Source organism: Massilia yuzhufengensis (assembly GCF_900112225.1).
In the GTDB taxonomy this organism is placed as follows: Bacteria; Pseudomonadota; Gammaproteobacteria; order Burkholderiales; family Burkholderiaceae_D; genus Telluria; species Telluria yuzhufengensis.
The window spans coordinates 32812-52902 of sequence record NZ_FOLD01000019.1 but is presented as its reverse complement, the minus strand read 5'-3'; the positions used below and the strand labels follow the sequence as shown (position 1 = coordinate 52902).

The 20091-nt window shown below is 68.7% G+C and carries 20 protein-coding genes; 10 read left to right on the top strand and 10 right to left on the bottom strand.

The window, feature by feature from the left end; genetic code table 11:
- The first annotated feature begins 102 nt into the window (after positions 1-102).
- The 7 genes from BM031_RS15765 to BM031_RS15735 all read left to right on the top strand — a co-directional run bounded on the left by BM031_RS15765 (position 103) and on the right by BM031_RS15735 (position 6539).
- Entirely contained in the window at positions 103-2487 is a 2385-nt protein-coding gene (locus tag BM031_RS15765; RefSeq protein WP_091875516.1) for a bifunctional salicylyl-CoA 5-hydroxylase/oxidoreductase, read from the top strand.
- Between the two features lie 20 nt (positions 2488-2507).
- On the top strand, positions 2508-3362 hold the full coding sequence (locus tag BM031_RS15760; RefSeq protein ID WP_091875515.1) for an enoyl-CoA hydratase family protein: 855 nt from the start codon (positions 2508-2510) through the stop codon (positions 3360-3362).
- Position 3363: 1 nt separating this feature from the next.
- On the top strand, positions 3364-4530 hold the full coding sequence (locus tag BM031_RS15755) for an acyl-CoA dehydrogenase family protein (RefSeq protein WP_091875514.1): 1167 nt from the start codon (positions 3364-3366) through the stop codon (positions 4528-4530).
- On the top strand, positions 4530-4919 hold the full coding sequence (locus BM031_RS15750) for a RidA family protein (RefSeq protein WP_091875577.1): 390 nt from the start codon (positions 4530-4532) through the stop codon (positions 4917-4919). Before BM031_RS15755 ends, BM031_RS15750 begins: the two co-directional genes overlap by 1 nt.
- Before the next feature lie 88 nt (positions 4920-5007).
- Entirely contained in the window at positions 5008-5475 is a 468-nt protein-coding gene (locus tag BM031_RS15745; RefSeq protein ID WP_143084610.1) for a hypothetical protein, read from the top strand.
- Positions 5476-5515: 40 nt separating this feature from the next.
- A complete protein-coding gene (locus BM031_RS15740; RefSeq protein WP_091875512.1) occupies positions 5516-5980 on the top strand; it encodes a hypothetical protein in 465 nt (154 codons plus the stop codon).
- A gap of 235 nt (positions 5981-6215) precedes the next feature.
- The gene (locus tag BM031_RS15735) at positions 6216-6539 is read left to right on the top strand and encodes a hypothetical protein (protein WP_091875511.1); all 324 of its coding nucleotides are present in this window, start codon (positions 6216-6218) and stop codon (positions 6537-6539) included.
- A 36-nt stretch (positions 6540-6575) separates the two neighbouring features.
- Here BM031_RS15735 and BM031_RS15730 read toward each other — a convergent pair whose 3' ends face one another.
- Together BM031_RS15730 and BM031_RS15725 are read right to left on the bottom strand one after the other, a co-directional pair.
- A complete protein-coding gene (locus BM031_RS15730; protein ID WP_091875510.1) occupies positions 6576-8816 on the bottom strand; it encodes a xanthine dehydrogenase family protein molybdopterin-binding subunit in 2241 nt (746 codons plus the stop codon).
- Positions 8813-9292 (bottom strand): (2Fe-2S)-binding protein, encoded by a 480-nt coding sequence (locus tag BM031_RS15725; protein ID WP_091875509.1) that lies wholly within the window; start codon positions 9290-9292, stop codon positions 8813-8815. Before BM031_RS15725 ends, BM031_RS15730 begins: the two co-directional genes overlap by 4 nt.
- A 148-nt stretch (positions 9293-9440) precedes the next feature.
- On the opposite strand from BM031_RS15725, the gene BM031_RS15720 reads away from it, so the two are divergent.
- Positions 9441-11426, top strand: a complete 1986-nt coding sequence (locus BM031_RS15720; protein WP_229408938.1) for a sensor domain-containing diguanylate cyclase — start codon at positions 9441-9443, stop codon at positions 11424-11426.
- Positions 11427-11433: 7 nt separating this feature from the next.
- On the opposite strand, the gene BM031_RS15715 is transcribed toward BM031_RS15720, so the two are convergent.
- The 8 genes from BM031_RS15715 to BM031_RS25590 all read right to left on the bottom strand — a co-directional run bounded on the left by BM031_RS15715 (position 11434) and on the right by BM031_RS25590 (position 17214).
- Complete coding sequence (locus tag BM031_RS15715) at positions 11434-12780, bottom strand: erythromycin esterase family protein (protein WP_091875508.1); 1347 nt, start codon at positions 12778-12780, stop codon at positions 11434-11436.
- A gap of 25 nt (positions 12781-12805) precedes the next feature.
- Positions 12806-13543, bottom strand: a complete 738-nt coding sequence (locus tag BM031_RS15710) for a hypothetical protein (protein WP_091875507.1) — start codon at positions 13541-13543, stop codon at positions 12806-12808.
- A 24-nt stretch (positions 13544-13567) separates the two neighbouring features.
- Positions 13568-14245 (bottom strand): phosphoribosyltransferase, encoded by a 678-nt coding sequence (locus BM031_RS15705; RefSeq protein ID WP_091875506.1) that lies wholly within the window; start codon positions 14243-14245, stop codon positions 13568-13570.
- Between the two features lie 114 nt (positions 14246-14359).
- The gene (locus BM031_RS15700) at positions 14360-14827 is read right to left on the bottom strand and encodes an Hsp20/alpha crystallin family protein (protein ID WP_091875505.1); all 468 of its coding nucleotides are present in this window, start codon (positions 14825-14827) and stop codon (positions 14360-14362) included.
- Between the two features lie 108 nt (positions 14828-14935).
- Positions 14936-15778, bottom strand: a complete 843-nt coding sequence (fghA, locus tag BM031_RS15695) for an S-formylglutathione hydrolase (RefSeq protein ID WP_091875504.1) — start codon at positions 15776-15778, stop codon at positions 14936-14938.
- 60 nt (positions 15779-15838) lie between these two features.
- On the bottom strand, positions 15839-16417 hold the full coding sequence (locus BM031_RS15690; protein WP_091875503.1) for a chromate transporter: 579 nt from the start codon (positions 16415-16417) through the stop codon (positions 15839-15841).
- On the bottom strand, positions 16414-16986 hold the full coding sequence (locus tag BM031_RS15685) for a chromate transporter (RefSeq protein WP_091875502.1): 573 nt from the start codon (positions 16984-16986) through the stop codon (positions 16414-16416). Before BM031_RS15685 ends, BM031_RS15690 begins: the two co-directional genes overlap by 4 nt.
- Before the next feature lie 51 nt (positions 16987-17037).
- Positions 17038-17214, bottom strand: a complete 177-nt coding sequence (locus tag BM031_RS25590) for a hypothetical protein (protein WP_177207780.1) — start codon at positions 17212-17214, stop codon at positions 17038-17040.
- A 218-nt stretch (positions 17215-17432) separates the two neighbouring features.
- Here BM031_RS25590 and BM031_RS15680 point away from each other — a divergent pair, with 218 nt between their 5' ends.
- The gene (locus BM031_RS15680; RefSeq protein WP_091875501.1) at positions 17433-17648 is read left to right on the top strand and encodes a hypothetical protein; all 216 of its coding nucleotides are present in this window, start codon (positions 17433-17435) and stop codon (positions 17646-17648) included.
- A gap of 325 nt (positions 17649-17973) precedes the next feature.
- A complete protein-coding gene (locus BM031_RS15675; RefSeq protein WP_091875500.1) occupies positions 17974-20061 on the top strand; it encodes an ATP-dependent helicase in 2088 nt (695 codons plus the stop codon).
- The last annotated feature ends 30 nt before the right edge of the window (positions 20062-20091 follow it).

The following is a 20091-nucleotide window of genomic DNA, read 5'->3' as shown; positions in this document are numbered from 1 at the left end:
ATGTTCCGATTGCGTTTCGCCGGCGGGGCAATGCCGGACATTAGTTGACACCTAAAGCATCTGCCCATGTAATATATGCGCAACACCAGATCGGGAGCAGGAATGAACATCGTGTGCGTGGGCGGCGGCCCGGCGGGCCTCTACTTCGGACTACTGATGAAGAAGCGCCATCCCGGCTACACCGTCACCGTCGTCGAGCGCAACCGCGCCAGCGATACCTTCGGCTGGGGCGTCGTGTTTTCCGACCAGACGCTCGGCAACCTGGCGGCGGCCGACGAGCCGAGCGCGCGCGCCATCCTGCAGTCGTTCAACCACTGGGACGACATCGACGTCCACTTCAAGGGCCGCAGCGTCAGCTCCGGCGGCCATGGTTTCTGCGGCATCGCGCGCAAGCGCTTGCTGAACATCCTGCAGGAGCGCGGCGCCGAACTCGGGGTGCGCCTGGAATTCGAGCACGAGGTGCGCGACGACGCCGAACTGGCGCGCGACTACGGCGCCGACCTGGTGGTGGCCTGCGACGGCGTCAACAGCGCCGTGCGTAACCGCCACGCCGCCGTGTATGAGCCCGAAGTCGAGCAGCGCCAATGCCGCTTCGTCTGGCTCGGCACCCGCAAGAAGTTCGACGCCTTCACGTTTGCCTTCGAAGAGACCGAATTCGGCTGGTTCCAGGCCCACGCCTACCAGTACGACGGCGAGACCTCGACCTTCATCATCGAGACGCTCGACGCCACCTGGCGGGCGGCCGGGCTGGATGCGATGGAGCAGGGCGAGGCCCTGGCTTTCTGCGAGCGCCTGTTCGCGCGCTACCTCGACGGCCAGGGCCTGATGGCCAACGCCGCGCACCTGCGCGGCTCGGGCATGTGGATCCGCTTCCCGCGCATCGCCTGCCGCCAGTGGGTGCATTGGACCGAGGCGGGCGGGCGCCGCGTGCCGGTGGTGCTGATGGGCGACGCCGCCCACACCGCCCACTTCTCGATCGGCTCGGGCACCAAGCTGGCGCTGGAGGATGCGATCGAGCTGGCGCGCTGCCTTGAAGATCCCGCCGCCAGCCTGCCGGTGGCGCTGGAGGCGTACGAAGCCGCGCGCCGGATGGAAGTGCTCAAGCTCCAGAGCGCGGCGCGCAACTCGATGGAATGGTTCGAGAACGTGCAGCGCTACACCGCCATGGAAGCCGAGCAGTTCGCCTACTCGCTGCTCACGCGCAGCCAGCGCCTGTCGCACGAGAACCTCCGCCTGCGCGATCCGGCCTATGTCGGCGATTTCGAGCGCTGGTTCGCCGAGCGCGCCGCCCGGCAGGCCGGCGTCGCGCCGGCGCCGCAGCCGGCCCCGCCCATGTTCACCCCGTATAAAGTGCGCGACGTGCTGCTGAAGAACCGCGTGATCGTCTCGCCCATGGCGCAGTATTCTGCGGTCGACGGCACGGTCGGCGACTTCCACCTGGCCCACCTGGGCGCGCGCGCGCTGGGCGGCGCGGCGCTGGTGATGGCCGAGATGACCTGCGTCTCCGCCGACGCCCGCATCACGCCGGGCTGCCCGGGCCTGTACGCGCCTGAGCACACGGCGGCGTGGAAGCGCATCGTCGATTTCGTCCACGCCGGCAGCGACGCGAAGATCGGCATCCAGCTCGGCCACGCGGGCGCCAAGGGCTCGACCCGGCCGATGTGGGACGGCATCGACCTGCCGCTGGAGGAGGGCAACTGGCCGCTGGTGGCGGCCTCGCCGCGCCAGTACCTGGAAGGCGTGTCGCAGGTGGCGCGCGAAGCCACGCTGGACGACCTGGAACGCATCAAGGCCGGCTTCGTGCGCGCCACGCAGGCGGCCGCCGAGGCCGGTTTCGACTGGCTGGAACTGCACTGCGCCCATGGCTACCTGCTGTCGAGTTTTATCTCGCCGCTGACCAACCAGCGGGTGGACGCCTATGGCGGGAGCCTGGAGAACCGCTGCCGTTATCCGCTCGAGGTATTCGCCGCCATCCGCGCCGCGTGGCCCGCCGGCCTGCCGATCAGCGTGCGCCTGTCGGCGCACGACTGGGTCGAAGGCGGCATCACCCCGGACGACGCGGTAACGATCGCGCGCCTGTTCAAGGCAGCCGGCGCCGACATGATCGACTGCTCGTCGGGCCAGGTCAGCAAGGAAGAAAAACCGGTGTACGGGCGCATGTTCCAGGCGCCCTTCGCCGACCGCATCCGCAACGAGGCCGGGATCCCGACCATTGCGGTGGGGTCGATCTATGAAGCCGACCATGTCAACGGCATCGTCTCGGCCGGCCGCGCCGACCTGTGCGCCGTGGCCCGGCCGCACCTGGCCAACCCGGCCTGGACGCTCAACGAAGCCGCGCGCATCGGCTACACGGGCGCCGCCTGGCCGCGCCAGTACCGCGCCGGCAAGCAGCAACTCGAACGCAACCTCGAACGCGAGCGCCAGCTGCAGGCGGCAGGCGCCGGCTTGAGCCCGCAGCAGCTGGCCGCGCGCCTGCTCGAAGGCTAATCTACTACCAGGAGTTCTCCATGCATTACCTACCGGGCGAGTCGCACCGGCTGCCGGGCAGCCGCGCCAGCCTCGCCAGTTACCAGCCGACCCACTTCCAGTACGCCGTGCAGGACAAGGTGGCCACCATCACCCTGAACAGGCCGGAGCGCAAGAACCCGCTCACTTTTGACTCCTACGCCGAGCTGCGCGACCTGTTCCGCGCGCTGGCCTATGCTGACGATGTCAAGGCGATCGTGCTCACCGGGGCGGGCGAGAATTTCTGCTCGGGCGGCGACGTGCACGAGATCATCGGGCCGCTCACCAAGCTGGACATGCCTGGCCTGCTGGCCTTTACCCGCATGACGGGCGACCTGGTCAAGGCGATGCGCGCCTGCCCGCAGCCGATCGTCGCGGCGGTGGACGGCGTCTGTGCCGGCGCGGGTGCGATCCTGGCGTTGTCCTCGGATATACGCTACGGCACCGCACGCAGCAAGACGGCCTTCCTGTTCACCCGCGTCGGCCTGGCCGGCTGCGACATGGGCGCCTGCGCGCTGCTGCCGCGCCTGATCGGCCAGGGCCGGGCGGCCGAGCTGCTCTACACCGGCCGCGCGCTCAAGGGCGAGGAGGCCGAGCGCTGGGGCTTCTTCAACCGCCTGTGCGAGCCGGATGCCGTGCTGGCCGAGGCCCAGGCCTTCGCGCGGGCGCTGGCGGGCGGCCCGACCTTCGCCCACGGGATGACCAAGAAGATGCTGCAGCAGGAGTGGAACATGGGCGTGGACGAAGCCATCGAGGCCGAAGCCCAGGCCCAGGCGATCTGCATGGCCACCAACGACTTCCACCGCGCCTACCACGCCTTCGTGGCCAAGGACCAGCCGACGTTCGAAGGAGACTGAGATGGCCGACCGCGACTACCTCGACTGGCCCTTCTTCGAACCCCGGCACAAGGCGCTGGCCTTGCAACTCGACGCCTGGGCGGCCGAGCACATTCATCAGCGGCACGGCAGCGACGTCGACGCCGCCTGCCGCGCGCTGGTGGCGCAACTGGGACAGGGCGGCTGGCTGCACCACGCCATCGGCGCCGGCGGCGCGCCGATCGACACCCGCGCCATCTGCCTGATCCGCGAGACGCTGGCGCGCCACGCCGGCCTGGCCGATTTCGCCTTCGCGATGCAGGGCCTGGGCAGCGGCGCGATCTCGCTGTTCGGGACCGAGGCCCAGCAAGAGGCCTGGCTGCCGCGCGTGGCCTCGGGCGCGGCGATTGCCGCATTCGCGCTGTCCGAGCCGCAGGCCGGTTCCGACGTCGCCGCCATGCAGTGCGCGGCAAGCCTGGACGGCGACAGCTACGTGCTCGATGGCGAAAAGACCTGGATCTCCAACGGCGGCATCGCCGACTTCTATGTGGTCTTCGCGCGTACCGGGAGCGGCGGGGGCGAAGGAGGCCGCGGCGCGAAGGGCATCTCCGCCTTCATCGTCGAAGCCGATGCGCCGGGCCTGTCGATCGCCGAGCGCATCGACGTGATCGCCCCGCACCCGCTGGCGCGCCTGCGCTTCGATGGCTGCCGCATTCCCGCCGCGAATCGCATCGGCGAAGAAGGCCAGGGTTTCAAGGTGGCGATGGCCACGCTCGACGTGTTCCGCACCTCGGTCGCCGCAGCAAGCCTGGGCTTTGCCCGCCGCGCCCTCGACGAAGCCCTGCAGCGCGCGCGCCAACGCGCGATGTTCGGCAAGACCCTGGCCGACTTCCAGCTCACCCAGGCCAAACTGGCCGAGATGGCCACCGGCATCGACGCCGCCGCGCTGCTGACCTACCGCGCCGCCTGGCTGCGCGACCAGGGTCGCCGCGTGACGAAGGAAGCCGCCATGGCCAAGCTGAGCGCCACCGAGACCGCCCAGCAGGTCATCGACGCGGCCGTGCAGATGTTCGGCGGCCAGGGCGTGGTCAGCGGCGAAACCGTCGAGACCCTGTACCGCGAAATCCGCGCACTGCGCATCTACGAAGGCGCCAGCGAAGTCCAGCTCCTGATCATCGCGCGCGAACTGCTGGCAGGAGACGCCGCATGATCGAGATCCTGCAACCACCGGGCTGGGTGCGTCCGAAGGGCTACGCCAACGGCGTCGCCGCCAGCGGGCGCCAGGTCTATGTCAGCGGCATGATCGGCTGGGACGCCGAGTGCCGCTTCCAGACCGACGATTTCGTGGCCCAGACCCGCCAGGCGCTGGAAAACATCGTCGCCGTGCTGCACGAAGCCGGCGCCGGGCCGGAACACATCGTGCGCATGACCTGGTACGTGCTGGACCGCCGCGAATACCTCGACGCCGGCCCCGCCGTGGGCGCCGCCTACCGCGACGTCATCGGCCGCCATTTCCCGGCCATGAGCGCGGTCCAGGTGGGCGCTTTAATGGAAGAACGGGCGCGGGTCGAAATCGAAGTCACTGCGGTCGTCCCATGAAACATCAACGTCGCAACTTCGGGGTCAGGTCTGACATTTGGACACGAGCCCGGCTGTAGGCATGTGCAGCGCCATCATCTGATTTTCCATGCTGAAAACCACGCTGGTATTCCTCGTCATCCTGGCGCTCGCCCGGCCCGCATCGGGCCAGAGCGCTGCCGATTGCCCGCCAGCTAGGGCGAACGTCGAGGCAGTGGCGCAGACAAAGGCACTGCTGGCTTCAGTAAGCGCAGCGATGGACCAGCAACAGGCCAGCCTGGAGGCCGGCATGCGCGCAGCCGCCGCCAGGGCAAGATGGAGCGAGCAGGAACGCGCCGCATTCTTCCGGGCACTGCTGCGGTCCAAGCCGAATGCCGACTTCGAGCGCAAGATCGGCAAGCTAACGCAGGAATTGCGCGGCTTGCTGAATGCGTCGCAGCGCGGTGACATCAAGGGCCCTGAGGCAGAATGCCGCCATGGCGCGCGCCTGCGGGCACGCGTCGGGCAGCTGAAGTCGGTGTATGAGCAGCAGTCCACCTATCTCACCGGGCAGCTGGGCAAGGTAACAGCACCGTAGCGCGCCATGGTGCAAGGTCATCGTGGCATTATCATGCGACATGCTCGCATTGAAGGCAAGACGCCACGCCGCTGTCGCCGCCGCCATCATCTTGGTCGGCAGCGCATGCTCGCGCGGCTCCGGCATCAGTCCTGCCATCCGCGAGTTGGTGCGGGAGAGCAAGACCGGGACGATGCAACTTGCGGACGCCACGCCGTTCACGTGGGACCAGGTCTACCTGTTCGATCCCTACACGCCACGGTCCGAGGTGTGCCGCGCATTGCGCATCCAGGCCGATGAATGTGTTCGCCTGGTGCCGTTCGAATCGACCGACGATGGCGAGATGTCGATTGCCTTCCTACAGCATGGCCAGCTAATCCACTACACGGCGCATAGCCGTAGCAATGGCGACTTCGCGCCTGCGCCGGCTGCACAGCCGCTGTCGGCGAAATCCGCCGTTTTTCGCATCGTGCGCGAGGAAACCGCTGGCGAAAGGCGTTTCCTGCTCAGGCTGGTGGAAAGCTAAGGACCTTCTACCTTTCCCTTTGAGGTCTGGTTTTTGGACACGAGCTCTGCACTGCCTGAGCTGCGGTGGCAGCCCAGGATCGATTCCAGTGGCGTCCCGGCTTGCGCAAATAAAATCCGCAATCCCACGGTCGAGCTCGTGTCCAAATGTCAGACCTGACCCCGAAGTTGGGTGAGCGCCGGGGGGTGGGCATTTCTGGTACGGTGGCTTCCACTGGAATCGATGGGGAGGCACCATGAACAAGCAGATCGTCCGAGTGATCGAGAACTTCGAGGACGCCGAACGGGCGCGCCAGGCCTTGCTGGATGCCGGCTTCGACCGGGAAGGGATCGACATTACCCACACCGGCGACGAGGCCGGGCCTTCCGAGGCCAATTTTACGGTCGGCGATTCGCCGCATGCCAAGGGCGGCACCGACTACAAGGATGTGTTCGCCCCGGGGCTGGAAATCGGCAAGTGTGTCGTCACCATCACCGGCGATGAAGCGCAGCTGCAACGTGCTGCCGAGATCCTCGACTACCACGGTGGCAAGGATAACGATCCGGCCCACCGGCATTGATGCGAACGGGCGGCGCGGGCCGCCCGCTTGACGGCATCAGCTCCAGCTCAAGTCGGTTTTGCTGAGCGGCAGCTGGCGCACCCGCTTGCCCGTTGCGGCGAAGATCGCATTGCACACTGCCGGGGCCAGCGGCGGCAGGGCGGGTTCGCCCAGGCCGGTCACCGGGTTGGCGGTCTTGATGAAGTGCGTTTCGATCTTCGTCGGCGTGTCCGGCATGCGCAGCAGCCCGTAATCGTGGAAATTGCTTTGCACGATGCGCCCCTTGTCCAGGGTCAGCTCCGGGAACATCATGGTCGACAAGCCGTCGATCACCGAGCCTTCGACCTGGTTCTCGGCGCCCGACAGGTTCACGATCTGCGCGCCCACGTCGGCCGCCACCACCACCCGATCGACTTTCAGCTTGCCGTCGCGCGACACCGTCACCTCGGCCACCTGGGCCACATAGCCGCGGTGGCTGAAATGGAAGGCGATGCCCTGGCCCTGGCCGCGCGGGAAGGTTTTCTTGCCCCAGCCGGCGCGCTCGGCCACCTCACGCAGCACGTTGCGCATGCGCTTGACGTCGTAGGGCAGGCCGCGTTCGGTGCTGGCCGGCACCAGGTCCCGGTCGCCCAGCAGCTCCATGCGGAAGGCCAGTGGATCGCGCCCGGCCGCGTGGGCCAGCTCGTCGATGAAGCTGTGCAGCACCCACGCGAACACGCAGCTGCCCGGCGCCCGCCATGGGCCCATCGGGATGCGGCATTCCAGGTTGGTCTGTTCGACCTGGCAGTTGGCGAGCCAGCGGCCCGGGAATTCATCGGCGGCCAGGCTGCCGCCGCTGCCCGCGGCGAGCACGCTCTTGCCGTCGCGTTCGACCCGGTTGGCGAAGCTCACGAAGTGGTTGTGCCAGGCGACCGCCTTGCCGGCCGCATCGACGCCGCCGCGCAGGAAGTGGAAGCCGCCCGGGCGGAAGTGGTCGTGCTGCAGGTCGTCTTCGCGGGTCCAGGTCAGCTTGACCGGCGCCGCCACCTTGCGGGCGATGGCGGTGGCTTCGACGATGAAGTCCGAACTCAGGCGCCGGCCGAAGCCGCCGCCGCTGCGGATGATGTGCAGGGTGATCTTTTCCTTCGGGATGCCGAAGGTGGTGGTCACCAGCGCCTGGCCGGCGCCCGGGTTCTGGGTTGGCGCCCACAGTTCGAGCGAACCGTCTTCCGGCTTGAACAGGGCGGTGCAGTTCTGCGGCTCCATGCTCGCGTGCGAGATGAAGGGATAGCTGTAGGCCGCTTCCACCACCTTGGCCGCGCCGGCCAGCGCGGCCGGCACGTCGCCGTCCTTGCGCACGGTGGCGGCGCCCGCCTTCTTCGACGCGGCCTGGGCCTGGGCGGAGAAGCCGGCCCAGCTGTGGCCGGCGCCTTCGCCTTCGTCCCACACCACTTCCAGTGAACGGCGCGCGCGCAGCGCGGCCCAGGTCGAGGTGGCGACGATCGCCACGCCCGGGCGCAGGCCGTTCAGGTTGGCCGTGCCTTCGATGAGGAAGGCGTCCTTCACGCCCGGCATCGCCTTGACGGCGTCCAGGTTGGCGCTCACCGGCTTGCCGCCAAAGACCGGGCACTTGGCGTACACCGCGTACAGCATGCCCGGCAGGCGCACGTCAATGCCGAACAGCGGGCGGCCGGCGACGATGGCCGCGTTGTCGACGCCGCCGACGCGGGTGCCCAGCAGGGTGAAGGTGGCGGGGTCTTTCAGCACCACCTGGGCCGGGTCCGGCACCGGCAGCTTCGATGCGGCTTCGGCCAGCGCGCCGTAGCCGAGCCGCCGTTTGCTCGGACCGTGGATGACGGCGCCGTTCGCGGCCGTGCACTCGGCCGCCGGCACTTTCCAGGCATTGGCCGCGGCCTGCACCAGCATCGTGCGCGCGGTGGCGCCCAGGCGGTGGAAGTTCTCGTAGTTGTTCGGGGTCGAGCTCGAGCCGCCCGCTCCTTGCGGTCCATACAGCGCCGTATCGAGGTCGCCCTGGACGACGCGCACGTCCTTCCACGCCACTTCCAGTTCTTCCGCGATTACCATCGGCAGCGAGGTCTTGATGCCCTGGCCGATTTCCGGCTGCTTGGAAATCAGGGTCACGCGGCCGTCGCGGCCGATGCGGATGAAGGCGTTCGGGACGAAGTCCGGGGAAGGGCTGCCGGCCGCGCGTGCGGTAGCGGCCAGCGCGCCGTCGGCCGACATGCCCAGCATGAAGGCGCCGGTGACGGCGCTGGTGCGCAGGAAGCCGCGGCGCGAAGCGGAGAGTGGGGCGCTCATTTCCTGTCCTTTCCGGTGGCGGCGATCGCGGCGGCGCGGTGGATGCCGGCGCGGATGCGGGTGTAGGTGGCGCAGCGGCACAGGTTGCCCGCCATCGCTTCGTCGATCTGGGCGTCGGTCGGCTTCGGGTGCTGCTTGAGCAGGTGGCAGGCAGTCATGATCTGGCCCGACTGGCAGTAGCCGCACTGGGGCACGTCGAGTTCCTGCCAGGCCTGTTGCAGCGGGTGCTGGGCCTTCGCGTCCAGGCCTTCGATGGTGGTGATCTTCTGCTTGCCCACGCTCGCCACCGGCGTGACGCAGGAGCGCGCCGGCACGCCGTCGATGTGCACGGTGCAGGCGCCGCACTGGCCCAGGCCGCAGCCGTACTTGGTGCCGACCAGGCCGAGCGTGTCGCGCAGCGCCCACAGCAGGGGCGTGTCGGGTTCGACGTCGACGGCCAGCGCCTTGCCGTTGATCTGCAGCGTATAAGAACTCATGGGAGGGCCTGTCGGTGAGCGGGGAAACCGCCATGCTAATCGAATCGCGCGGACTCAACAATAATGTTGTTTGCTTTGCAGAATCAGGCGGTGAGTGGGAGTATATTATGTAATACTTTGTCATCCTGCTGATCAGTTCCGTCAATTCATGACCACATCAGCTCCACGCCTTGCCTCAGGCAACCTCAAGCTGCGGCTCGCCTCGGTGGCGGCCGTGCTCGTGTTCGCCGCAACCCTGCTCGTCACGCTGTCGACGCTCGCCGTCGCCGAGCGCGGCATGAAAGCGGTGATCGGCGACCAGCAGTACACCCTGCTGTCGGGCGCCGCTTCGTTCATGGATGACCGCCTGGTCGAGCGCCTGGCCCAGGTCAATGCGCTCGCCACCGGCATCCCGCCGGGGATGCGTACCGACTGGCAAGCCATGCGACCCTTCCTGACCGGCCAGGTCAGGCTGTGGGGCGCCGACGAATACCTGAACATCGTCGTCTTCGACGGCAAGGGCGACCTGCGGCTGTCGCTGCGCGAGCTGCCCGGGCCGGCGGCGCTGAACGCGCGCGGCACCGATTACTTCGAGCGCACCCTCGAGACCCGCAAGGCGGCCATCTCGCGCCCCATCCGCAGCCGCCTGACCGGCAACCACATCGTGATCTTCAGCGCACCGGTGCTCGACCAGACGAAGAAGGTGGTGGCCGTGGTCACCGCCAGCGTCGACCTGCGGCGCTCCGGTTTCCTGCGCCAGATCAGCAACCTCAAGCCAGGCAAGACCGGCTACCTGTTCCTGATGACCGCCGAAGGCGTGATCATCGACCACCCGGACGAAACCCGATTGTTCCAGCATGTCGGCGCCACCCCGGGCGTCAATGTCGGCACCGAACGCGCCCTGGCCGGTTTCGAAGGCTGGCTGGAGGCGCGCAGCAAGGATGGCAGCGACTCGATCTATGCCTACAAGCGCCTGCGCGCCACCAACTGGATCCTGGCCGCCCGCTTTCCTACCGCCGAAGCCTTCGCGCCGCTGGACGCGATGCGCCGCAACGCCTTCTTCAGCGCCGGTGGCCTGGCGCTGGCGGCCGGCCTGCTGGCCTGGGTGCTGGTGTTCCAGCTGCTGGCGCCGCTGCAGTCGCTGCGCGACAACGTGGCCGCGATCCGCGCCGACGATGCCGGCATCGAGGTGCTGCGCGACGGCCGCAGGGATGAAATCGGCGAACTGGGGCGCGCCTTCCATGCGCTGATGGCCGAGCGCGAACAGTCCGAACGCGAGCGCGCCGCCAGCGAAAAGCGGCTCCAGCTCATCACCGACAACCTGCCGGTACTCATCTCCTACATCGACCGCGAGCACTGTTTCTGCTTCGGGAACGCCACCTACGACAAATGGTTCGGCGTGACCGCCGCCGCGCTGGCGGGCATGCCGATCGCAAAGGTACTGGGCGAGGAGACCGCGGCCGACATTTATCCCTACCTGGAACAGGCCTTCGGCGGGCACTCGGTAACCCACGAAGTGCGGATCCCGGTGCGGGGCGACCCGCGCATCCTGCAGGCCACCTACATCCCCGACCACCAGCCCGACGGCAGCGTGGCTGGCGTGTATTCGCTGGTGCACGACATGACCCACGTGAAGGAGGTCGAGGAACAGCTGCAGCAGCTGGCGCGGGTCGACACCCTGACCGGCATCGCCAACCGCCGCATGTTCGGCGAAACCCTGCACCACGCGCTCGACCGCGCGCGCCGCAGCAGCAAGCCGCTCGGGCTGGCCTACCTCGACATCGACCACTTCAAGCGCATCAACGACAGCCACGGCCACGGCGTGGGCGACGAGGTGCTGAAGGAGTTCGCGCGGCGCCTGACGGTGGGCGTGCGCGCGACCGACACGCCGGCGCGGCTGTCGGGCGACGAGTTCGTGGTCATTTTCGAAGAAATCGGCACCCGCGCCGAGGCCGAGCGGCTGGCCGGAAAGATCGTCGAGGCGATGCGCGTGCCTTTCCGTACCAGCGCCGGGCTGGTGCAGGCCTCGACCAGCGTCGGCCTGGCCCTGTCGCAGCCGCGCCTGGAGCAGGAACAGCTGCTGGCGGCGGCCGACAGCGCGCTGTATGCCGCCAAGGGGCAGGGGCGCGACGGCTTCGCGTTCTTCGAAGGCTGAAGCGCGTCTACAGGCCTTGCGGGTAGGTTTCCGGCGGCTCGCCGGAATGCCAGCCGCTGGTGGGGTCGAGCGGCGTGACGGCGCTGCTGCGGTCGATGTGGATGACGGCGTCGAACTGGCGCGGCAACTGGGCCAGGAAATAGTGGCTGTTGCGCTCGGTGCGCGGCAGGTAGAGCACCCCGATCGCGCGCTCCAGCCGTTCTTCCATCAGCAGGTCGCGCGCCGCGCCTGGGGTGCGCGGCGGCAGGAAGAAGCGCTCGATGCCCACGCCGTGCAGCAAGTGCTCGTAGCTGCCGGGCATGCCCGGGCGCACGTGCTTGTGCAGCGCTGGCCCATCCCACTCCGAGGCTGCCGTCACCCGTCCGTCGTAGGTGGTGAAGCCGATCAGGCAGGCGTCGTCGCCGTAGGCCTTGCGCGCCAGTTCGCCGACGTTCCATTCGCCCTGGCGCCCGATCTCGGTGGCGCGCGCGTCGCCGATGTGCGAGTTGTGTTCCCACACCACGATCCTGGCCGGGGCGCCGTCGCGCGACAGGTGGCGCGCGAGCGCGTCCAGGGTTTCTGCCATGTGGCTGTCGCGCAGGTTCCACGACGAGATGCGGCCGCGGAACATGGTGCGGTAATACTCTTCGGCGTTTTTCACCAGGCGCGCGTTCTGCTGCGCGTGGAAGAACGCGTCTTCCGGGCTGGAGCCGGCCGCGCCGTCGGCCCGCATGTAGTCGCGGGCACGCTGCTGCAGTTCCTGCAGCGCCGCATCGACCCCCTGCTGGCAGGATTCGGACAGGCCGACGCCGGTGGCGTAGCCGTAGTGCTGGCCGTCTTCGCCGTAGTGGTCGAAGCAGGCGTAGCGCTGGCGCGCCTCCTGCGCGGCGGCCGGATCGACGTCGTCGAGGTAGCGCAGCACTTCCTGGATCGAGGTGAACAGGCTATACAGGTCGAGGCCGTAGAAGCCGGCCTTGGCCGTCCCGGAGGCGGCGTTGTGGGTGCGCAGCCACTCGACGAAGGCGAGCACCGAGGTGTTGCGCCACATCCAGGCCGGGAAGCGCTCGAAGCCGGACAGCGCGGCGCGCCCGTCCGGGTCGGCGCCTTCGCCGCGCACGTAGCGGTTGACGCGCCAGGCGTCGGGCCAGTCGGCTTCGACCGCCACCGCCGTGAAGCCTTTTTCCTCGACCAGGCGGCGGGTGATGCGGGCGCGCTCGTCGTAGAACTCGGCGGTGCCGTGGGTGGCCTCGCCCAGCAGCACGAAGCGCGCGTCGCCGACCAGCTCGAGCAGGGCGTCGTAGTCGGACGCCGCCCCGGTGAGCGGGTGGGCCGCCGCGCGCAGCGTGGCGCTGCCCGGGTCGGTGGCGCTGGCCATGGCGTGTTCCCGCTGCCCGGCGCCGTCAGTGCAGGTACTGGCTGTCCTGCTGCGCGGGCTGGGGCAGGTAGCCGCCCCCCTCGCGCTGCTCGCGCTGCGGCGGCGTTGGCAGGTCCAGGCCGCCCACCTTGTAGGGTTTGTTGCGCGCGCTGTGCATCAGGAGGGCCAGCCCGGCCAGGCCGACCAGCAGGCCGCCGGGCGAGCGGCGCATCAGCCCGAGCACGCCCAGCACGCTGCCGCCCAGCAGGGCCGGGCCGGAGGCGTCGGGGCGGGCGCGGTGGCCCGCCAGGCTTTCGCCCAGGCCGTGCAGCCATTGCGACAGGCCGCCTTCGCGCGCGTCGGACGCGTAGCGGCCGTTCGATTCGTAACTGTTGCGCCCGCCGGTCTCGCGGCTGCTGCCGAAGCGTTCCCTGGCCCGCCCGGCGCCTTCCTCGATGCGTCCGGCCGCATTGCGGGCGCTGCGTTCGGCCTGGTCGAGCAGCGGCGCGGCCTTCGCCTGCACGCGGCCGGCGCCGCGCGTCAGGGCGCCGGCCGCGCTGTCCTTGAGGTGGGCCAGGCCCTCGCCCGCGCTGTGCAGGGCATGGTCCACCGAGGCGCCGGCATGGGCCCCCGCATCGCGCACGGCGGACACGGCGCGCGACCGGCGCGCGGCGCCGCGTTCGGGGTCGAGCAGGTACATCAGCAGGGCACCCGCAGCCGCGGCGCCCAGCCACTTGCCTACGCTGCCAACATCGGTTGCGGTCTCGGTTGGAATCGGTTTCATGCTCGCTCCTTGTCTGTTGTTATGTTAGTGCCGGCCGCGGGGCGAGGCCGGTGTGGCCCACGCCTGCGCCAGCAGGTCCTGCACTTCTTCATCGCCGGTCTGCCCGAACGTGCGGTAATACTGTCCCACCGCATGGAAGCGTGGCGGGGCGAGCGGGCAGACCACCTCGTCGACCTCGCGTTCCAGCATGCCGACGGTGTCGGGCGCGCCGACCGGCGCCGCCACCACCAGCCGCGCCACCGGGTGGCGCCGCACCACCTGCACCGCGGCCAGCATGCTGGCGCCGGTGGCGATGCCGTCGTCGACCAGGATCACGCAGCGGCCCGCCAGCCGCGGGGGCGGGCGGCCGCCCCGGTAGAGGCGGTCGCGCCGTTCGAGCTCGCGCATTTCGCGCCCGGTGACCTGGTCCACCTGTTCCTGCGTCACGCCCATCAGGCCCGGCACGCCCGCCTGCAGCACGCGCACGCCGCCGCTGCCGATCGCGCCCATGGCGTATTCCTCGTGGTGTGGCATGCCCAACTTGCGCACCAGCAGCACGTCGAGCTCCGCGCCCAGCGCCTGCGCCACTTCGAAGGCCACCGGCACGCCGCCGCGCGGCAGGCCCAGCACGATCGGGTCGTCCTGACCGGCATGGTGCTGCAGCCGCCGCGCCAGCAGGCGGCCGGCGTGGGCGCGGTCCTTGTAGCCTTCGGAATACGGCATGGCACACCAGGCAAAAAACTCAATGCAAACACAGCCATGCCGCGCCGCGGCAGGGCGCCGCAACGCGATGGGGAACCAGCGCCAGCGGTGCCGGCGACGGATCGCCGGCGGGCGTTACTGGATGGTCAGGCGGCGTGCTTCCGTGCCCTGCTTTTTCGGCAGGCTCAGCTGCAGGACGCCGTTCTCGAGCCGCGCCTGTGCCGCACCGTCGTCGACCTCGGTGGGCAGGGCAAAGCTGCGCATGAACCTGCGTGCGGTGCGTTCAGCATACACCACGGTTTCGCCCTCGCGGCGTTCGTTTGCCTTACGGCATTCCGCCTCGATCGTGATGCGCTGGCCATCGACCGACACCTTGACGTCGTCCTTCTCCACGCCCGGCAGTTCGGCCTGGATCTCGAAGGTTTTCTCGGTCTCGGTGACGTCCAGGCGCGGTGCGGCGTCGATGCCTTCCCAGCGCTGGCCTTGCGCCAGCGGCGCGAAGAAATCCTCGAACATGTTCTCGACCATGCGGCCGAACTGGTCTTCGACGGAACCCGGGCGGTAGGCCGCCAGCCCCGGGTTGTTCCTCCTGATGATGTTCATGTTCGCCTCCATGAAGAACCTTGATCTTGCCGGCAGGCGCCGACAATGTATTTATAGGTCGGCGGAAAGCGGTTTTCAAGAGGGGCGGGCGGCCGCGCCGCCCCGGCCTCAGCCGAGCAGGCGGCGGTGGAAACGCAGGTGGTCTTCGATGAAGCTGGCGATGAAGTAATAGCCGTGGTCGTAGCCGGCGTGGCGGCGCAGCACCAGCGGCTGGCCGGCCTGTGCGCAGGCCTGTTCGAAGGCTTCCGGGTAGAGCTGCTCGGCCAGGAACTTGTCGGCCAGGCCCTGGTCGACCAGGATGCCGCCGGGGAAGGGCGCCGTGTCCATGTTCTTCATCAGCTCGGTGGCGTCGTACTGCGCCCAGGCCGCCTGGTCGGGCCCGAGGTAGCCGGCAAACGCTTTCCGGCCCCACGGGCAGCGCATCGGGGCGGCGATGGGGGCGAACGCCGATACCGAGTGGAACAGCTCGGGGTTGCGCAGCGCCAGCATCAGCGCGCCATGCCCGCCCATCGAGTGCCCGAAGATGCCGACCCGCGCCGGATCGGCCGGCAGGCTCGCCAGCACCTGCGCGCGCAGTTCCAGGATGTGGCTGTACATGCGGTAGTGGGCGGACCAGGGCGCTTGCGTCGCGTCGACATAGAAGCCGGCGCCGGCGCCGAAGTCCCAGCTGTCGGTCTCGCCCGGCACGCCGGCGCCGCGCGGGCTGGTGTCGGGCGCGACCAGGATCAGGCCTTCCTGGGCCGCCACGCGCTGGGCGCCGGCCTTGGTCATGAAGGTCTCTTCGGTGCAGGTCAGGCCGGCCAGGTAGAACAGGACCGGCAGGCGCTTGCCTTCGGCGCCGGGTGGCAGGTAGACGGAAAAGCGCATCGGCAGGCCGATGGCCTTCGACTGCATGCTGTAGAAGCGCTGGGCGCCGCCGAAGCAGGCGTGTTCGTTCAGGAGGTCAAACATGGGGTCGCCAGGGAAGTGATCAATACCGCAAGTATGCCTTGCGCCGCCGTGCCGTGCCAGTCACACGAATCCAAAAGCGCCGAGCAGGGCGCCGGCGCCGAGCACCCACAGCAGGTGCAGGCGGGTACGCCAGATGACAATGCAGCTGGCCGCCGCCAGCAGCCAGAGCGGCCAGCTGTCCTTGCCCGGGCCGGCGGTGGCGAGCAGCCAGCTGGTGGCCAGCAGCATCCCGATGACGACCGGGGCCATGCCCTGCTTGAAGGCGCGCACTGCGCGCAGTTCGCGGTTGCGGTGGCCCCACTGCGCGACCTGGTAGGTAAAGATGGTGGACGGCAGCAGGATGCCGGCCATGGTCACGGCAACGCCCGCGAAGGCGGCGGCCAGGCTGCCGGTGTTCATGCCCACGTGCCAGCCCATCAGCGCGACGAACAGCACGTTGGGCCCGGGCGCGGCCTGGGCCAGCGCAATCGCGTCGCTGAACTGCGCCTGGCTCAGCCAGCCCTTGTCCTCGACCAGGAAGCGGTGCATGTCCGAGGTGGTCGAGATCGCCCCGCCTAGCGACATCAGCGACAGCATCAGGTAGTGGACGAACAGCGCCAGCCAGTCATGCCAGCCGAACACCAGTTGCGGCGCGTTCATGGACGCAGCCGGCGCCAGGCCAGCACGCAGCCCAGGCCGCCAAGCGGCGGCAAGACCCACACCAGCGGTGCGCGCAGCCACGCCAGCAGCACGAAGGCGCAGGCGGCGATCGCGGCGCACCAGGGCAGCGGCATCGGGTTCTTCGCCAGCGAGGTGGACAGCTTGAGGCCGGCCGCGGCGATCAGCCCGGCCGACACCGCCGCCATGCCGCGCAGCGCGCCCGCCACCGCCGGGTGGGCGGCATAGCGCGCATGGAGGGCGGCCAGCAGCAGCACCAGCACCAGCGGCACGGCGATCAGGCCGGCCATGGCGGTCAATGCCCCGGCCAGCCCGAACCAGCGGGTGCCAAGCATCATCGCCAGGTTGACCACGTTCGGCCCCGGCATGATCTGCGCCACCGCCCAATCCTCGACGAATTCCTCGTGCGTCAGCCAGCGCTTGCGCTCGACGATCTCGCGCTGCACGACCGGCAGCACGCCGCCGAAGCCCTGCAGGGCCAGCACGGTGAAAGAGACGAACAGGTCGGCCAGCGATGCGGGGCGGGGGCGTGCAGGGGGCGGGGCGCTCATCGCGGCATTATCGCCGGGCGCCCGCGGCCCTGTCCATGCGCGCCCGGCTTGTCAGCCGCCGCCGATGCCGCGCATGACCTTGCCGGTGCCGCCGCAGTTCGCGCAGGGCTTGCCGCCGGACAGCTTGCCGCTGCCGCCGCAGGCCTCGCAGACGTCTTCGCCGGCGCCAGGGGTGCCGGGTTCGGCTTCATCGCCGGGATTGAGGTCGGGTTCGGGCTGGATGCTCATGGATGGCTCGCTGGTAGTGGGTCGCCCGGCGATTGTAGGCGGGGCCCGGGAGAGGCGGCGCAGCGCTGGGTTCGGGCATTCGCCAAGCATAAAAATAAAAGCCATGGTTTGATTCATATCTGGTATTGACATTGTTTGTGCATACCCCATACTCCGGTGCAGCCGCACAATCCTTTACCCCGAAAGGCCAGGCGCACATGAATCCAGTACGTTCCCCAATGACCAATCCAAGCGACGCCCCCGGCGCCGCCGAGGCCCGGCGCGATGCGCGCCTGTGCGACATCGTGGACGACGGCATTGCGCTGATGCGCGTCGCCGGCACCCTGTCCGCCCTCGAGTACCTGAAGTCCCATGCCGTCGATGGCCAGGTCATCATGCGGGTGTTGCTGGAGCCGGGCAAGCGGCGCGGACGGGCCGGCCTCGCCGCGGTCTGAACCGCATCCGACCAGCCCACGTAAGCGCTTGATTTTTGGGGCTATCGGCGATGCCTTCCCAATAGGCAAATTGTTGAAAGCCGCACGGATGGCGGCGCTTGGCGTGTCAAGCCCCTGCTTTTCCACATAGTTATTCACAGACTTTGTGGATATCCGGAAAACTTCCACGCAATCCGGGACTTAGCGGCTGTTTCGCATGTAATCCATGACTAGCCTGCATACAATCCCCGGTTTTCAAGAAAATTAAGACTAGCGCTGATTATTTCTGCTTGCGCAAAACAACTGGATAAATGTACAGTATGGCATTCCCAACGAATTGCGCGCCATGCCTGCCGTCCTTGACCAGCCAGCCCTTGAAGATCCCTTCGCCGGCCTGAACGCCGAACAGCGTGCGGCGGTCGAGCACGACATCGGCGCGGCGAACGTGCGGCCGCTGCTGGTGGTGGCCGGCGCCGGCTCGGGCAAGACCAATACGCTGGCGCATCGCGTCGCGCGCCTGATCCAGTCCGGCGCCGACCCGCAGCGCATCCTGCTGCTGACCTTCTCGCGCCGCGCGGCCGGCGAGATGACCCAGCGCGCCAGCGGCGTGCTGCACCGCCTGCTCCGACGCGGCGCAAGCGCGCACAGTCCCGTGACCCTGCCCTGGGCCGGCACCTTCCATGCGATCGGCGCGCGCCTGCTGCGCGAGTACTCCGGCCGCATCGGGCTGGACGAATCCTTCACCATCCACGACCGCGGCGACTCCGAGGACCTGATGGGCCTGGTGCGCCACGAGATCGGCCTGTCGCAGACCGAGAAGCGCTTTCCCTTGAAGGGCACCTGCCTGTCGATCTATTCGCGGGTGGTCAATAGCCGCGACCCGCTGGAACAGGTGCTGCAGTCCACCTTCCCCTGGTGCAGCGAATGGGAAGGACAGCTCAAGACCCTGTTCGGCGCCTACGTGGACGCCAAGCAGGAGCAGAACGTGCTGGACTACGACGACCTGCTGCTGTTCTGGGCCGAGATGGCGGCCGACCCGGAACTGGGGCCGGAAGTCGGCGCCCGTTTCGACCACGTGCTGGTCGACGAATACCAGGACACCAACCGCCTGCAGGCCGCTATCATCACCGGCATGAAGCCGGGCGGCGAGGGCGTGATGGTGGTGGGCGACGACGCCCAGTCGATCTATGGCTTCCGTGGCGCCACGGTGCGCAACATCCTCGACTTTCCGAAGCAGTTTACCCAGCCCGTCCACCTGATCACGCTGGAGCGCAACTACCGCTCGACCCAGCCGATCCTGGACGCTTCCAACGCCCTGATCGCCGCCGCCCTCGAACGCCATGCCAAGACGCTGTGGACCGACAAGGCGTCCAGCATCAAGCCGCAGCTGGTGCTCATTCCCGACGAAGCCGAGCAGGCGCGCTGGGTATGCAACCGCATCCTGGAACACCGCGAAGCCGGCATCGCGCTGAAATCGCAGGCGGTGCTGTTTCGCGCGGCCAGCCACAGCGCCGCGCTGGAGCTGGAGCTGATGCGCCGGAATATTCCGTTCGTGAAGTTCGGCGGTCTGAAGTTCCTGGAGGCGGCCCACATCAAGGACGTGCTGGCCGTACTGCGCTTCGCCCAGAACCCGACCGGGCGCATGGCGGGTTTCCGCGTCGCCCAGCTGATCCCCGGCATCGGCCCGGCCACCGCCACCCGCCTGCTCGATGCGGTGGGCGAGGCGGCCGACCCGGCGGCGGCGGTCGAAGCCTTCGTGCCGCCGGCGAAAAGCAGCATCGACTGGGCCGCCTTCAGCGCCCTGTACCGGCGCCTGCGCACGCCGGGGCTGCGCTGGCCGGCCGACATCGAGCTGGTCAAGCAGTGGTACCTGCCGCACCTGGAGCGCATGCACGACGACGCCCAGGTGCGCGCGGCCGACGTCGAACAGCTGGCCGCGCTGGCCGGCGGCCACGCCACCCGCGAAAGCTTCCTTGCCGAAATCACGCTCGACCCGCCGGAAGCGACCAGCGACCGCGCCGGCCCGCCGCTGCTGGACGAGGATTATGTGATCCTCTCCACCATCCATTCGAGCAAGGGGCAGGAATGGAAATCGGTGCATGTGCTCAACGTGGTGGATGGCTGCATCCCGTCGGACATGAGTACCGGCAACCAGGACGATATCGAGGAAGAGCGGCGCCTGCTCTACGTGGCCATGACGCGCGCCCGCGAGCACCTGCAGCTGGTGGTGCCGAACCGCTTCTTCATCAAGCAGCAGGCGCAGATGGGCGATCGCCACGTGTATGCGGCGCGCACCCGCTTCATCACGCCCGCGATGCTGGGGCATTTCGAGGAACATACCTGGCTCAGCGCCGATACCCGGCACGAGCGCAAGCCGGTGCCGGAGAGCGTGCGCATGCTGGTCAGGGAGCGCGCAAGGAACGCGTGGAAATAGCCGACGATGGGGCCGCGTTAGGGACTTATC